Here is a 13,417-nt window from a genome sequence, read left to right on the forward strand (position 1 = left end):
TCAATCTCCTTCGAACAAGGGCTTCGTCTTGGCGGCGAAGGCCTCGTAGGCGCGGCGGAAGTCCTGCGTCATCATGCAGATCGCCTGCGCCTGCGCCTCCGACTCGATCGCCTCGTCGACGCCCATCGCCCACTCCTGGTGCAGCATGCGCTTGGTCATCGCATGGCCGAAGGTCGGTCCGGCGGCGATCTCGGCGGCCCAGCCGACCGCCTGCGCCTGCAGGTCGTCGACGCGCGCGATGCGGTTGTAGAAGCCCCACGCCAGCGCCTCGTCGCCGCTCATCGAGCGGCCGGTGAACAGCAGCTCCGACGCGCGGCCCTGGCCGATGAGCCGCGGCAAGATGGTGCAAGCCCCCATGTCGCACCCGGCCAGCCCGACGCGAGAAAAGAGAAAGGACACCTTGCTGCGCGCCGTGCCGATGCGCAGGTCCGAAGCCATGGCGATGATGGCGCCGGCGCCGGCGCACACGCCGTCGATGGCCGAGAGGATGGGTTGCGGACACGCGCGCATCGCCTTCACCAGGTCGCCGGTCATGCGCGTGAAGGTCAGCAGGTCCGGCATGCTCATCCTGGTGAGCGGGCCGATGATCTCGTGCACGTCGCCGCCCGAGCTGAAGTTGCCTCCCGCGCCTTGCATGACGACGGCGCGAACGTCGTCGGCCTGCGCCAGCGTGCGGAACAGGTCGCGCATCTCGGCGTACGACTCGAAGGTCAGCGGGTTCTTGCGTTCCGGGCGGTCCAGCGTGATGACGCCGACCTTGTCGTGCACCGACCAGCCCACGTGCTGTGTCGTGATGTCGACGCCGCTGCGCCGGTTGCCACCGATCAGGTGTGAGTCCATCGGACGGGTCATCAGGCTTTCTCCTTCTTCTTTCGGGCGGGCAGCGGCACTTCGATGGCCGCGAGATGACGTTTCAAGCCGGCCAGCAGGCCGTAGACCTGGGTCTTCTCGTCGGCGCTCCAGCCGGCGAAGAGCTCGATGACCCACTGCTCGTGCACCGCCGCCATGCGGCGGAACTGCCGCCGGCCGGCCGGCGTGAGCTGCACCGCGAAGGCGCGGCGGTCGCTGGGGTGCGGCGCGCGCTTGACGAGGCCCTCGGCCTCCAGCTGGTCGGTGATGCCGGTGATGTTGCCGCCGGTCACCATCAGCCGCTGCGACAGCTCGCCCATCGTCAGCCCGTCGGGCTCGCGCTCGAGCTGCGCCAGCAGGTCGAAGCGCGGGAGGGTCGTCGCGAACTCGCTGCGCAGGCGGTTGCGCACCACGCTCTCGACGCGCGTCGTGCAGGCCAGCAGGCGCAGCCACAGCTTCAGCGCCTGGTGGTGGTCGTCGATCACGCGCGACTCGAGGTCGGCGGTGCGATCGTCGTCGAAGGCAATGCTCACATCACCTCCCCGCCCGCCACCGCGATCGCCTGGCCGGTGATCGCCGCCGAGTCGCGGCGGCACAGCCACAGCACGGCCTGCGCGACCTCGTCGGGCTGGATGAGCCGGCGCTGCGGATTGGCGGCAGCGAGCTCGGCACGCGCGGCCTGGGCGCTTCGCCCGGTCTTGGAGGCAATCTTCGCGATCGCGTCCTCGACGATCGCGGTCTCGGTGTACCCCGGGCACACCGCGTTCACGGTCACGCCCTTTTGTGCCACCTCCAGCGCCAGCGCGCGTGTCATGCCGAGCACGCCGTGCTTGGCGGCGCAGTAGGCGGCGACGTAGGCATAGCCCTTGAGCGCCGCGGTGCTCGCGACGTTGACGATGCGGCCGAAGCCGCGCTCGACCATGCCCGGCAGCACCTGCTGCGTGCAAAGGAAGGCGCCGGTGAGGTTGACGTCCAGCGTGCGCTGCCACACCGCCTGGGAGGTGCGGGTGAACGGCTGGCTTTCGACGGCGCCGGCGTTGTTGACGAGGATGTCGACGGGCGACAGCAGGGCCACCGCCTCGAAGGCGGCGCGCACGCTGTCGGCGCTGGCCACGTCCACCGTGGTGGCGAATGCGCCCGGCAGCGACGCGAGCTGGGCGCGGATGCGCGCTTCGTCGCGGCCCATCAGCGTCACGTGCGCCCCGGCGCCGTGCAGCGCGGCGGCGATCGCGGCCCCGATGCCGCTGCCGCCGCCGGTCACCACTGCGTGCAGTCCGTTCATGTCGATCTTCCTCGGCAAAGCGCCGGTGTGGTCCATCACACTCCCTGGGCGAGGTTCGCCTGCTCCTGCGGCGTCAGCCCGGCGGACTGTGCCGCGAGCTGGCGCTCGCGCTCCAGGTTGCGCTCGAGCTGGCTCTTGCCCGAGAGGTATTGCCGCGGCCAGTCGGCGCCGATGCCGCTGGTGTGGCCGAGCTTGGCCGCCTCGAGCAGCGTCCATGCCGGATTGGCCAGATGCGGCCGGGCGATCGCGCACAGATCGGCCCGCCCCGCGGCGACGATGCTGTTCACGTGATCGGCTTCGAAGATGGCGCCGACGGCCATCGTCGCGATGTCGACCTCGTTGCGGATCGCATCCGCGAACGGCGTCTGGTACATGCGGCCGTACACCGGCTGCTGCGCCTTGCTGACCTGGCCCGAGGACACGTCGATGAGGTCGGCGCCCGCCTGCTTGAACGCCCGCGCGATGGCGATCGCGTCTTCCGGCGTGTTGCCGCCTTCGACCCAGTCGTGCGCGGAGATGCGCACCGACATCGGCTTGTCGTCCGGCCATGCCGCGCGCATTGCCCGGAACACCTCCAGCGGCCAGCGCAGCCGGTTCTCCAGTGAGCCGCCGTAGGCGTCGGTGCGCTGGTTGGTGAGCGGTGACAGGAACGCCGACAGCAGGTAGCCGTGCGCGCAGTGCAGCTCCAGCCAGTCGAAGCCGGCCTCGAGCCCGCGCCGGGTCGCCGCGACGAATTCGGCGGTGACCCGGTCCATGTCGGCGCGCGTCATCGCGCGCGACCAGTCGCTGACGCCGTCGAGGTACTGCTGAGGCGAGGCCGACAGCAGCGGCCAGTTGCCCGATTCGAGCGGCAGGTCCTCGCCCTCCCACGGCACGCGCGTCGAGCCCTTGGCGCCCGAGTGGCCGAGCTGCAGCGCGATCTTCGCGGTGGTGCCGCTGTGCACGAAGTCGACGATGCGCTTCCAGGCGGCCGTCTGATCGTCGTTCCACAGGCCCGTGCAGGCCGGCGTGATGCGCGCCTCGGGCGACGGACAGGTCATCTCGGTGAAGACCAGGCCAGCGCCGCCAAGCGCCCGCGCGCCGAGGTGCACGAGGTGGTGATCGGTCGGCAGCCCGTCGACGGCGCTGTACTGCGCCATCGGCGAGACGACGACGCGGTTCTTCAACGTGAGCCCGCGCAGGCGGAACGGCGTGAACATCGGCGGCACGCCGGCCGGGATGTCGAGGCCGGAGCGCTCGGCGATCCATCGCTCGAAGCCGCCCAGGTAGCCCGCGTCGCGCTGGCGCAGGTTCTCGTGCGAGATGCGCTGCGAGCGCGTCAGCAGCGAATAGGCGAACTGCTCGGGCGCCAGCTTGGCGTGGCGCTCGACGTTCTCGAACCACTCGGTCGAGTTGCGCGCGGCGTTCTGGATCTTCAGCACCTCGACGCTGCGGCGCGCCTCGTAGTCGTGCAAGGCCGTGGTGATATCCGCTGGATGGGCGGCCAGGCTGGCGGCCAGGTCGATCGCGTCTTCCAGCGCGAGCTTGGTGCCCGAGCCGATCGAGAAGTGCGCGGTGTGCGCCGCGTCGCCCATCAGCACGACGGGCGTGCGCCCGTTCGCGCCGCCTGCGGGATGGATCCAGGTGCCGCAGACGACTCGCGGGAAGCGGATCCACTGAGCCGAGCCGCGCAGGTGCGCCGCGTTCGACATCAGCGCATGCCCGTCGAGGTACTTCGCGAACAGCCGCTCGCAGAAGGCGATGCCCTCTTCCTTGCTCATGTCGGCCAGGCCGGCGGCGCGCCACACGGCCTCCGGCGTCTCGACGATGAAGGTGGAGGTGTCCTCGTCGAAGCGGTAGGCGTGCGCCTGGAACCAGCCCCACTCGGTCTTCTCGAAGGCGAAGGTGAAGGCGTCGAAGAGCTTGTGCGTGCCGAGCCAGACGAAGCGGCACTCCCGCAGGTCGATGTCGGGGCGGAAGGCGGCGGCGTACTTGGTGCGGATGCGGCTGTTGAGGCCGTCGGCGGCAACGATGAGGTCGGCGTCGATCGCGGAGTCGTCGGTGACGTCCGACTCGAAGCGCAGCGTCACGCCCAGCTCGGTGCAGCGCTCCTGGAGGATGTCGAGCAGCCGGCGCCGGCCGATGCCGCAGAAGCCATGGCCCGACGAGACGATGCGCCGACCCTGGAAATTGACCTCGATGTCGTCCCAGTGGTTGAACGCGTCGAGGATCTGCGTTGCCGTCTTGATGTCGGCGCGCTGCAGCGCGGCCAGCGTCTGGTCGGAGAAGACGACCCCCCAGCCGAAGGTGTCGCCGGCGCGGTTGCGCTCGAGCACCGTCACCTCGTGCGACGGGTCGTGCTTCTTCATGAGAAGGGCCAGGTACAGGCCGGCCGGGCCGCCGCCGATGCAGGTGATTCGCATGGGATCCGATCTCGCCAGGGACTACAGTCGTGTCCTTACTTTAGGCTGTGATATTTGAGATGTCAAATAATATCCGGTGTGCGGAATAACCGACACCACGCCGGCGCAGCCGGTGCTAACGTGAGGCCGCCATGACGACGAAAAGACTCTGGGACATCTCGCCGCCCATCGCGCCGGAGTCGCCGCTGTTCCCGGGCGACGAGCCCTACTCGCAGCGCTGGACGGCGCGCATCGGACCCGGCTGCCCGGTGAACCTGAGCGCGATCACGATGTCGCCGCACATCGGGGCGCATGCCGACGCGCCCCTGCACTACGCCGACGGCGAGCGCGCCATCGGCGCGGTCGGGCTCGAGCCCTACCTCGGGCCGTGCCGAGTCATCCACGCCATCGGGCGCGGACCGCTGATCCGGCCCGAGCACCTGGCGCATGCGGTCGAGGTGCTGCCGCCGCGGGTGCTCGTGCGCACCTGCGCCGCCGCGCCGACCGCCTGGTCGCCCGACTTCGCGTCCTTCGCGCCCGAGACGCTGATCTGGCTCGCCGGCCTGGGCGTGAAGCTGGTGGGCATCGACAGCCAGTCGGTGGACCCGGCCGACAGCAAGACCCTCGACAGCCACCAGGAACTGCTGCTGCACGACCTGCGCGTGCTGGAAAACCTCGTGCTCGACGGCGTGCCGGCGGGTGACTACGAGCTGATCGCCCTGCCGCTCAAGCTGACGCAGGCCTGCGCCAGCCCCGTGCGCGCGGTGCTGCGCGAACTTTGACCACCCGACGACAACCCATGGACCGACAACGCTGTGCCGCCCTCGATACCGAAGACCCGCTCGCGCCCCTGCGCGTGCAGTTCGAGCTGCCCGAGGGCCTGATCTACCTCGACGGCAATTCGCTGGGCGTGCTGCCCAAGGCGGCCGCCGACCGCGTGCAGCAGGTGGTGCGCGAGGAATGGGGCCGCGACCTGATCCGCAGCTGGAACACCGCCGGCTGGATCGACATGCCGCGGCGCATCGGCGACAAGATCGCGACGCTGATCGGCGCCGGCGAGAACGAGGTGGTGGTGGCCGACTCCACCTCGGTGAATCTGTTCAAGGTGCTCAGCGCTGCGCTGAACCTCGTGCGCGAGCGGGATCCGCGTCGCAAGCGAATCGTGTCGGAGCGCCACAACTTCCCGACCGACCTCTACATCGCCGAAAGCCTGGCGCGCGAGCGCGGCCTCGAGCTGCGCCTGGTCGAGGCCGACGACATCGAGGCGCAGCTCGACGACACGCTGGCCGTGCTGATGCTCACGCACGTCAACTACCGCACCGGCCGTATCCATCCGATGAAGCAGCTGAGCGACGCCGCGCATGCCGCCGGCGCACTGGTCGTCTGGGACCTGTGCCATTCGGCCGGCGCCGTGCCGGTCGACCTCAACGGCGGCGGCGCCGACTTCGCGGTCGGCTGCGGCTACAAGTACCTGAACGGCGGACCCGGCGCGCCGGCCTTCGCCTGGGCGCATGCGCAGCACACGAAGCGCATGGACGCCGGCCAGCTGTGGCAGCCGCTGTCCGGCTGGCTCGGCCACGCGGCACCGTTCGACTTCGTGCCGCACTACCGGCCCGCCGCGGGGGTGTCGCGCTTCATCTGCGGCACGCCGCCTGTGCTCGCGATGGCGGCGCTCGAGTGCGGCGTCGACACCGTCCTGGCCGCGCAGTCGCTGGGCGGCATGCAGGCGCTGCGCCGCAAGTCGCTCGCGCTGACCTCGCTGTTCATCGACCTGGTCGAGCGCCGCTGCGCCGGACATGGCCTCGACCTGCACACGCCGCGCGAACCCGAGCTGCGCGGCAGCCAGGTGAGCTTTTCGCGCGCCGAGGGCGGCTACGCCATCGTGCAGGCCCTCATCGAGCGCGGCGTGATCGGCGACTTCCGCGCGCCCGACCTGCTGCGCTTCGGCTTCACGCCGCTGTACACCCGCTTCGTCGATGTGTGGGACGCGGTGGAGCATCTGGTACAGGTGCTCCACAGTGGCGAATGGCGCGAGGCGCGCTTCAACCAGCGAGCGGCAGTCACATGACACATGACACCCAGAAGATCGTCGCCGACGAGGGCGCACAGCTCGACTTCAGCCGCGACATGAGCTACGCCGACTACCTGCACCTCGACGAGGTGCTGAATGCACAGCATCCACTGTCGCCCGATCACAACGAGATGCTGTTCATCGTGCAGCACCAGACCAGCGAGCTGTGGATGAAGCTGATGCTGCACGAGCTGGCCGCCGCGGTGCGACGGGTCGCGGACGACGAGCTCGGCAGTGCGTTCAAGATGCTGGCCCGGGTGAGCCGCATCATGGAACAGCTGGTGCATGCCTGGGACGTCCTCGCGACGATGACGCCGCCGGAGTACTCGGCGATCCGCCCATACCTCAGCAACAGCAGCGGCTTCCAGAGCTGGCAGTACCGCTGCGTCGAATTCATGCTGGGCAACAAGAACGCCGCCATGCTCAAGCCGCACTCGCACCGGCCCGACATCCTGGCGCGCGTCGAGGCCGCCTGGCGCGCGCCGTCGCTGTACGACGAATCGCTGCGGCTCCTGGCGCGCCGCGGGTTTCCGGTGCCCCTCTCGCATGTGGAGCGCGACTGGACCCAGCCCTATGCCGTCAGCGACGAGGTCGAGCAGGTGTGGCTCACCGTGTACCGCGATCCGAACAAGCATTGGGACCTGTACCAGCTCGGCGAGGAGCTGACCGACCTGGAAGACGCCTTCCGGCTCTGGCGCTTCCGCCACGTGACCACCGTGGAGCGTGTCATCGGCTTCAAGCGCGGCACCGGCGGCACCAGCGGCGTCGGCTATCTGCGCAAGATGCTCGACGTGGTGCTGTTCCCCGAGATCTGGAAGCTGCGCACCGACCTCTGAAGCCATGCTGCTGCGCCACGCGCCTGCCGGACCGCTGGGCTGCCTCGTCGACAGCCTCTGGTACAGCGAGCGCGGCGCGCTGCCGCACACGCGCGAGCGAAGCCTTCCCACCGGCTGCGCGGACATCGTCGTGCCGCTGCTGCAAGACCACGTGCTGCGCTACGACAGCGAGCGCGACCTCGTCGCGCGTCGTCTTCACGGGGCCATCGTGCAGGGTGCCGGCGACCGCTACTTCGTGCGCGGCACCGGGGGCGCGTCGGTCGTCGTCGGCGTGCACTTCAAGCCGGGGGGCGCCGCCGCTTTCTTCGGCGGCGCATTGCCGGCGCTGCGCAATCGCGCCGAAATGCTCGAAGACCTGTGGGGCGCGTCGGCACGCGAGCTGCGCGAGCGTCTGCAAGCCGCCGCCTCGCCGCATCATGCGCTGCGGGTGCTTGCGCGGCACCTGATGCAGCGCCTGGCCGATGCACCGGCGCCAGATCGGCTGGCCGCGTTCGCGATCGACGCTTTCGGCCGGGATCCGGCGCGAGCACGGGTGCAGGCGGTGCAACAGCGCAGCGGGTGCACGCCGGCGCAGTTCATCCGCCGCTTCGAGCAGGCGGTGGGAATCACGCCGAAGCGCTATGCGCGCGTGCTGCGGCTCGGCGCCCTGCTGCCGGCGATTGCGCGCTGCGGACCGCGCGACTGGGCGCAGCTCGCCGCCGGCGCCGGCTACTTCGATCAATCCCACCTCATCCGCGAATTCCGCGAGCTGGCCGGCGTGACGCCCGGCAAGTACTCGCCTGTGCAGCCCGACCAGCCGACGCACGTGGCGCTGGCTCGCTGAAAAAATCTCCAAGACGCCGCGTCTCGCGGCGCCTAGGCTGCGATCCGTGCGGCGCGCTGCCGCTCAAAGGAGACACCATGAGCGAGATCCACGAAGTCTTCCCCTACCTGATGGTGCGCGACGCCAAGGCCGCCATCGCGTTCTACCAGCAGGCCTTCGGCGCCACCGAGCTGTTCCGCCTCGTCGAGCCGTCGGGCCGCATCGGCCACGTCGAGCTGCAGCTCGGGCCGGCCGTGCTGATGCTGGCCGACGAATTCCCCGAGTACGGCATGGTCGGGCCGCAGGGCGACCAGTTCACGGGTTGCACCATCCATCTCCACGTCGACAACGCCGACGCGATGGCCGACCGTGCGGCGGCCGCCGGCGCCACGATGCTGATGCCGCCCACGGACCAGTTCTACGGCGAGCGCTCGTGCCGGCTGCGCGATCCCTTTGGCCACACCTGGCTGCTCGGCCATTCGATCGAGAAGCTGGACCCCGAGGAAATGCAGCGTCGTTACACGGCCATGCTGAGCGGCTGAGCCGAAGACCTGTCGTCGCTGTGGCGATTGCGGGCGGGACACGTCGGCTGGCGCATCATTTCTCACTTTTCTCGGCGGCTTCGGAGAACAAGCGTGCGCAGCGACGGCAGGCCATCGGCGATTCGAGAAGTGTCCAGCACCCTGCGGGTGCGCGGCGCCGCGCAGGCGATCGATTTCTACGTGGACGCCTTCGGAGCGGTCGAGCGCTTTCGACTCGTCGAGCCGTCGGGACGCATCGGCCATGCCGAGCTGCAGTTCGGACCGTCGGTGCTGGTGCTGTCGGAGGAGTTCCCCGAATACGGCTTGTTCGGACCCACCGGCGGAAAGGACGGCGGCTCGGCCATTCACCTGCAGGTCGACAACGCCGATGCCGTGAGCAAGCGGGCGGTCGCGGCGGGAGCGCAGCTCCTCAGTGCGTGCGCCGACCAGTTCCACGGCGAACGATCGTGCCGCGTCCGCGACCCCTTCGGCCACATCTGGCTCATCGGGCACACGATCGAGGAGCTGTCGCCCGACGAGATGCAGGCGCGCTACACGAAGCTGATGAGGGCTTAGGCGCCTCAATCCCCCGCAAACGCCAGCACCGCACGCGCCGAACCTCCGGCCCCCACGCTCACGTCCCTGGTCAGGACGCGCCCGCTCAGCGTCGCCTGCACCTGGTAGTCGCCGGGAGGCACACGCACCAGCATGAAGGGCCCTTCGGCACGCGCCGACAGCACGGGGTTGCCCGAGCGCGTCGTCACCACCACCTGCGCGCCCGAGGTGTATTCGCCGCGTCCGCTGCTGGTGCGCAACACCTCGATGGCCAGCGGGTACGAGGGCATCGCCTGCTTGAAGACCGTCGCCTGCTCATCGCCCACGCCGCCCGTCACGAAGGCGATGTCGCCGATGCGCTGCTCGGGCGGCAAGGCGCCCTGCGCGAGGGCCGCGCAGGACACAAACGCTGCCGTGACCGAAAGAAGTGTCAACGTCTGTGTCCTCATCGCACACCTCACCCCAGGTTGACCGGCACGAAGATCTTTTCGCCGTCGCGCTGCACCAGCAGCGCGACGCTCTTCGGCTTGCCTTGCAGCACGCTCTTCACCTGGTCCACCGACGTCACCGGCTTGCCGTTGACCGACAGCAGCACGTCGCCCGGCTCGATGCCGGCACGCGCCGCCGGGCCTGCCGCGTTCTCGACCAGCAGGCCCTGGTCGACCTTGGCCAGCTGCCGTTCCTCGCGGGTCAGCGGACGCAGCGCCAGGCCGAGCTGACCACCCGGCGCCGCACTGTCTGCTTCAGCAATCGGCTTGCCCGGATCCTCGGCCGCCCCGAGCTTGACCTCGATGTCCTGCCAGTTGCGATCGCGCCAGACCTTGAGCTTGACCTTCTCGCCCGGCGACGACATGCCGATCACGGACGACAGCTCACCGGAACGCGCGATCGGCTGGCCGTTGACCTGAGCGATCACGTCGCCCGCCTTCAGGCCCGCCTTCTCGGCGGCGCTGTTGGGCGCCACGTTGGCCACCAGCGCGCCATCCGGCCGAGGCAGGCCGAACGACTGCGCAAGCGTCTGGTTGAGCTCCTGCACCGACACGCCCAGACGGGCATGCGATGCCTTGCCGGTCTTGACGATCTGGTCCTTGACCTTCAGGGCCACGTCGATCGGAATCGCGAAGGCCAGGCCCATGTAGCCGCCCGACTGCGAATAGATCTGCGCGTTGATGCCGACCACCGAACCGCTGCCATCGAACAGCGGGCCGCCCGAGTTGCCCGGGTTCACCGCGGCGTCGGTCTGGATGAACGGCACCACCGCGTCGCCGGGCAGGGAACGGCCCTTGGCGCTGACGATGCCCTGGGTCGCGGTCTGCTCGAAGCCGAACGGCGAGCCGATCGCGAGCACCGGGTCGCCGACTTCCAGCTGCTGCGGATTGCCCAGGCGCACCACCGGCAGGTCCTTGGCGTCGATCTTCAGCACCGCGATGTCGGTGGCCGTGTCCGAGCCCAGCACCTTCGCGGAGAACTCTCGCCGGTCGGTCAGCTTGACGGTGACTTCCTTGGCGCCGCGAACGACGTGGGCATTGGTCAGGATGAGGCCATCGGCGCTGATGATGAAGCCCGAGCCCTGGCCGCGGAACGGCACTGACGGATTGCCGCGCCCGCGCTGCCCGAAACCCGGCAGCCCGCGGAAGAACTGGAAGAAGGGATCGTTCTCGGCTCCCGGCGGCAGGCCGCCCTGGTCCTCCGCGCTCGCCTTGGTCATGCCTTCGACCGTGACGCCCACAACGGCCGGTCCGGCCTGCTTGACGATGGCGCGGTAGTTGGGCGTCGCGGGCGCCGACAGCATCGGCACCGGCGCCGCCGGCACCACGGCCGGCGCGGCCGGCGCCGGCGCGGTGGCGGTGCTCGGCGCCACCGGCGCGGTGCCCACCTGCTCGTTCTTGTCTTCGCCCTTGAGCCAGCCCGGCAGCTTCAGGCTGAATGCATCGGCCGTGCCGGCGAGAACGCCGCCGGCGACCAGCGCCGCCATCAGTGCTTTCAGTTTCATGACCTCTCCTTCGTCGCAATGCGTGCGGAAACATTCCGCGTTGGCGCTGACGATAGGGACGGTCGGTTAGGCCTGGATTAGCCTTCGATTAGGCGAGCGTTAAGGGAAAGGAGACGCTGACGCGCAATCCGCCCAGGGGCGAGGTCGCCAGCAGCACCTGGGCGCCGTGCATGGCCGCTACGCTCTTCACGATGGCCAGCCCCAGGCCGGTGCCGTGCTCTTCGCGGCTGGCGCCCCGGAAGAAGCGGTCGAACACACGCTCGCGCTCGTGCGGCGGGATGCCGGGCCCGGCGTCGTCCACCTGCAGCTGCGCCGCGCCGTCGTCGCGGCTCACACGCACCTCGACACGCGACCCGCCGGGGCCGTAGCGCACCGCGTTGTCCACGAGGTTGCGCGCCATCGCCGCGAGCGCGGTGCGGTCGCCGCGCAGGCAGACCGGGTCGTCGGCGAACAGCTCGACGTCGACCTGCCGGGACAAGGCGAAGGGCACCGTGTCGGCCACCGCTTCGCGCACCACCTCGCTGAGGTCGAGCGGCTCCTGCGGGGCCGGCGGCGCGCCCGGCTCGCTGCGTGCCAGCGCAAGCAGCTGCTCGACCAGCCGAGCGGCGCGCTCGATGCCGGCGCTCAGCGACTCGACGGCCGCCGCGCGCGCAGCGCCGTCCGGCGCCCGCTTCAGCATCTCGAGCTGCAGCTTGAGGGCGGTCAGCGGCGAGCGCAGCTCGTGCGCCGCGTCGGAGACGAACGCGCGCTGCGTGTCGCGCGCCTGGGCCAGGCGCTGCAGCAGCGCGTTGAGCGCCTCGACCAGCGGCGCCACCTCTTCGGGCTGGCCGTGGCTGTGCAGCGGCGCCAGCGACTGCGCATCGCGCCGGCGCACGTCGGCCGCCACCGCGCGCAGGGGAGCCAGCGTCAGCGCCGCGAGCCACCACACCACGAGCGCCATCACCGGGGCGATGAGCAGCAGCGGCGTCACGCTGCGCAGCGCCGCATTGGCGGCCAGGCGTTCACGGATCTGCAGCGGCTGGGCGACCTGTATGACGCGCTCGGGCGTGGCGACGCTGAAGGTGCGCCAGACCTGGCTGCCCACGGCCACGTCGGCGAAGCCCAGCAGCGCGCGCGCCGGCAGGTCGCTGTGGGGGCGCGAGGCATAGATGCTGCGCCCGTCGACGGTCCAGATCTGGATCACGAAGTCCAGCTGCTCGTCTGCGAAGGCGCGCGCCTGGTCGGGCGCGATCTCGCCCTGGTCCCGCAGCGACAGCGCCATCTGCCGCAGCTGGTAATCGAACAGCGACTCGGTCTCGGTCAGCACGCTGCGGTAGGCGAGCGCGCCCATGATGACGGCGGCGAGCGCGAGCAGCAGCAGAAGAGCGACGAGCAGGCGGACGCGCAGCGAATTCATGTGGCCGCGGGCCCGACGAAATACCCCACGCCGCGCACGTTGCGGATGAAGTCGGCCCCCAGCTTGCGGCGCAGCTGATGGATGTAAACCGAGACGGCGTTGCTCTCGATCTCCTCGCCCCAGCCGTAAAGCCGGTCCTCCAGCTGTGCCCGCGACAGCAGCGCGCCGGGGCGCGCCATCAGCGCTTCCAGCACCGCGAACTCGCGCGATGACAGCAGCACGGGCTGCCCGTCCCTGGTGACCTGCCGTGTCGCGGGGTCGAGCGTCACGCCGCCGTGGCTGAGCACAGGCTGCGCACGGCCGCTGTGGCGCCGCAGCACGGCGCGGATGCGGGCGTTGAGCTCGTTCAACTCGAAGGGCTTCACGAGGTAATCGTCGGCGCCGGCATCGAGGCCGGCGACGCGGTCGCCGACGCCGTCACGCGCGGTCAGCACGATGACCGGCGTGCTGTCGCCGCGTGCGCGCAGCGCGCGCAGCACGTCGAGCCCGTCGCCCTGGGGCAGGCCGAGGTCGAGCAGCACGAGGTCGAAGCGCTCGCTGGCCAGCGTGGCATGCGCAGCGACGGCGTCGCGCACCCAGTCGACCGCGTGGCCTTCGAGGCGCAGCGCAGCCCGCAGGGTGTCGCCGATCATGCGGTCGTCTTCGACGAGGAGCAGGCGCATAGGAGCGCAGCAGCATAGCGCCACCGCCCGCGTGATTCGATTGGTGACAGCGCCGGGACGGATCCCGAG

General features: G+C 70.1%; 14 protein-coding genes. 6 read left to right on the forward strand and 8 right to left on the reverse strand.

Annotated features, from left to right (window positions below):
- The 4 genes from P7V53_RS26560 to P7V53_RS26575 are packed head-to-tail and all read right to left on the reverse strand — an operon-like array spanning nt 1 to nt 4,533.
- Complete coding sequence (locus P7V53_RS26560) at nt 1-840, reverse strand: enoyl-CoA hydratase family protein (protein WP_280156625.1); 840 nt, start codon at nt 838-840, stop codon at nt 1-3.
- An 11-nt stretch (nt 841-851) separates the two neighbouring features.
- Nucleotides 852-1,334 (reverse strand): MarR family transcriptional regulator, encoded by a 483-nt coding sequence (locus tag P7V53_RS26565; protein WP_280156626.1) that lies wholly within the window; start codon nt 1,332-1,334, stop codon nt 852-854.
- Between the two features lie 44 nt (nt 1,335-1,378).
- The gene (locus tag P7V53_RS26570; protein WP_280152492.1) at nt 1,379-2,131 is read right to left on the reverse strand and encodes an SDR family NAD(P)-dependent oxidoreductase; all 753 of its coding nucleotides are present in this window, start codon (nt 2,129-2,131) and stop codon (nt 1,379-1,381) included.
- Between the two features lie 35 nt (nt 2,132-2,166).
- Nucleotides 2,167-4,533: a bifunctional salicylyl-CoA 5-hydroxylase/oxidoreductase gene (locus P7V53_RS26575; protein ID WP_280152493.1), complete on the reverse strand. Its 2,367-nt coding sequence runs from the start codon at nt 4,531-4,533 to the stop codon at nt 2,167-2,169.
- A 131-nt stretch (nt 4,534-4,664) separates the two neighbouring features.
- On the opposite strand from P7V53_RS26575, the gene kynB reads away from it, so the two are divergent.
- The 6 genes from kynB to P7V53_RS26605 all read left to right on the forward strand — a co-directional run bounded on the left by kynB (nt 4,665) and on the right by P7V53_RS26605 (nt 9,318).
- Entirely contained in the window at nt 4,665-5,294 is a 630-nt protein-coding gene (kynB, locus tag P7V53_RS26580) for an arylformamidase (RefSeq protein WP_280152494.1), read from the forward strand.
- Between the two features lie 17 nt (nt 5,295-5,311).
- Nucleotides 5,312-6,580 (forward strand): kynureninase, encoded by a 1,269-nt coding sequence (kynU, locus tag P7V53_RS26585; RefSeq protein WP_280152495.1) that lies wholly within the window; start codon nt 5,312-5,314, stop codon nt 6,578-6,580.
- Nucleotides 6,577-7,419 carry a tryptophan 2,3-dioxygenase gene (gene kynA, locus P7V53_RS26590; protein WP_280152496.1) on the forward strand — a complete coding sequence of 281 codons (843 nt, stop codon included), beginning with the start codon at nt 6,577-6,579 and terminating at the stop codon, nt 7,417-7,419. The genes kynU and kynA overlap by 4 nt, the downstream gene beginning before the upstream one ends.
- A 4-nt stretch (nt 7,420-7,423) precedes the next feature.
- Complete coding sequence (locus P7V53_RS26595) at nt 7,424-8,242, forward strand: AraC family transcriptional regulator (protein ID WP_280152497.1); 819 nt, start codon at nt 7,424-7,426, stop codon at nt 8,240-8,242.
- A 77-nt stretch (nt 8,243-8,319) separates the two neighbouring features.
- A complete protein-coding gene (locus tag P7V53_RS26600) occupies nt 8,320-8,763 on the forward strand; it encodes a VOC family protein (protein WP_280152498.1) in 444 nt (147 codons plus the stop codon).
- Nucleotides 8,764-8,892: 129 nt separating this feature from the next.
- Nucleotides 8,893-9,318 carry a VOC family protein gene (locus tag P7V53_RS26605; RefSeq protein WP_280152499.1) on the forward strand — a complete coding sequence of 142 codons (426 nt, stop codon included), beginning with the start codon at nt 8,893-8,895 and terminating at the stop codon, nt 9,316-9,318.
- Nucleotides 9,319-9,323: 5 nt separating this feature from the next.
- Here the strand turns inward: P7V53_RS26605 and P7V53_RS26610 are convergent, their stop codons facing one another.
- From P7V53_RS26610 to P7V53_RS26625, 4 genes are all read right to left on the reverse strand, one after another.
- Nucleotides 9,324-9,731, reverse strand: a complete 408-nt coding sequence (locus P7V53_RS26610; protein ID WP_280152500.1) for a carboxypeptidase regulatory-like domain-containing protein — start codon at nt 9,729-9,731, stop codon at nt 9,324-9,326.
- Between the two features lie 23 nt (nt 9,732-9,754).
- Nucleotides 9,755-11,290 (reverse strand): Do family serine endopeptidase, encoded by a 1,536-nt coding sequence (locus tag P7V53_RS26615; RefSeq protein ID WP_280152501.1) that lies wholly within the window; start codon nt 11,288-11,290, stop codon nt 9,755-9,757.
- A gap of 88 nt (nt 11,291-11,378) precedes the next feature.
- A complete protein-coding gene (locus tag P7V53_RS26620) occupies nt 11,379-12,686 on the reverse strand; it encodes an ATP-binding protein (protein ID WP_280152502.1) in 1,308 nt (435 codons plus the stop codon).
- Nucleotides 12,683-13,348, reverse strand: coding sequence for a response regulator (locus P7V53_RS26625; RefSeq protein WP_280152503.1), 666 nt, complete (start codon nt 13,346-13,348; stop codon nt 12,683-12,685). The genes P7V53_RS26620 and P7V53_RS26625 overlap by 4 nt, the downstream gene beginning before the upstream one ends.
- Nucleotides 13,349-13,417: the final 69 nt, after the last annotated feature.

The sequence above is a fragment of the Piscinibacter sp. XHJ-5 genome (assembly GCF_029855045.1).
GTDB lineage: Bacteria > Pseudomonadota > Gammaproteobacteria > Burkholderiales > Burkholderiaceae_C > Albitalea.

Excerpts from the sequence above, each read along its gene's own strand:
- P7V53_RS26560 (WP_280156625.1), bottom strand. The coding sequence starts at position 840 with ATGGACTCACACCTGATCGGTGGCAACCGGCGCAGCGGCGTCGACATC.
- P7V53_RS26570 (WP_280152492.1), bottom strand. The coding sequence starts at position 2,131 with ATGAACGGACTGCACGCAGTGGTGACCGGCGGCGGCAGCGGCATCGGG.
- P7V53_RS26575 (WP_280152493.1), bottom strand. The coding sequence starts at position 4,533 with ATGCGAATCACCTGCATCGGCGGCGGCCCGGCCGGCCTGTACCTGGCC.
- kynB (WP_280152494.1), top strand. The coding sequence starts at position 4,665 with ATGACGACGAAAAGACTCTGGGACATCTCGCCGCCCATCGCGCCGGAG.
- kynU (WP_280152495.1), top strand. The coding sequence starts at position 5,312 with ATGGACCGACAACGCTGTGCCGCCCTCGATACCGAAGACCCGCTCGCG.
- kynA (WP_280152496.1), top strand. The coding sequence starts at position 6,577 with ATGACACATGACACCCAGAAGATCGTCGCCGACGAGGGCGCACAGCTC.
- P7V53_RS26595 (WP_280152497.1), top strand. The coding sequence starts at position 7,424 with ATGCTGCTGCGCCACGCGCCTGCCGGACCGCTGGGCTGCCTCGTCGAC.
- P7V53_RS26600 (WP_280152498.1), top strand. The coding sequence starts at position 8,320 with ATGAGCGAGATCCACGAAGTCTTCCCCTACCTGATGGTGCGCGACGCC.
- P7V53_RS26615 (WP_280152501.1), bottom strand. The coding sequence starts at position 11,290 with ATGAAACTGAAAGCACTGATGGCGGCGCTGGTCGCCGGCGGCGTTCTC.
- P7V53_RS26620 (WP_280152502.1), bottom strand. The coding sequence starts at position 12,686 with ATGAATTCGCTGCGCGTCCGCCTGCTCGTCGCTCTTCTGCTGCTGCTC.
- P7V53_RS26625 (WP_280152503.1), bottom strand. The coding sequence starts at position 13,348 with ATGCGCCTGCTCCTCGTCGAAGACGACCGCATGATCGGCGACACCCTG.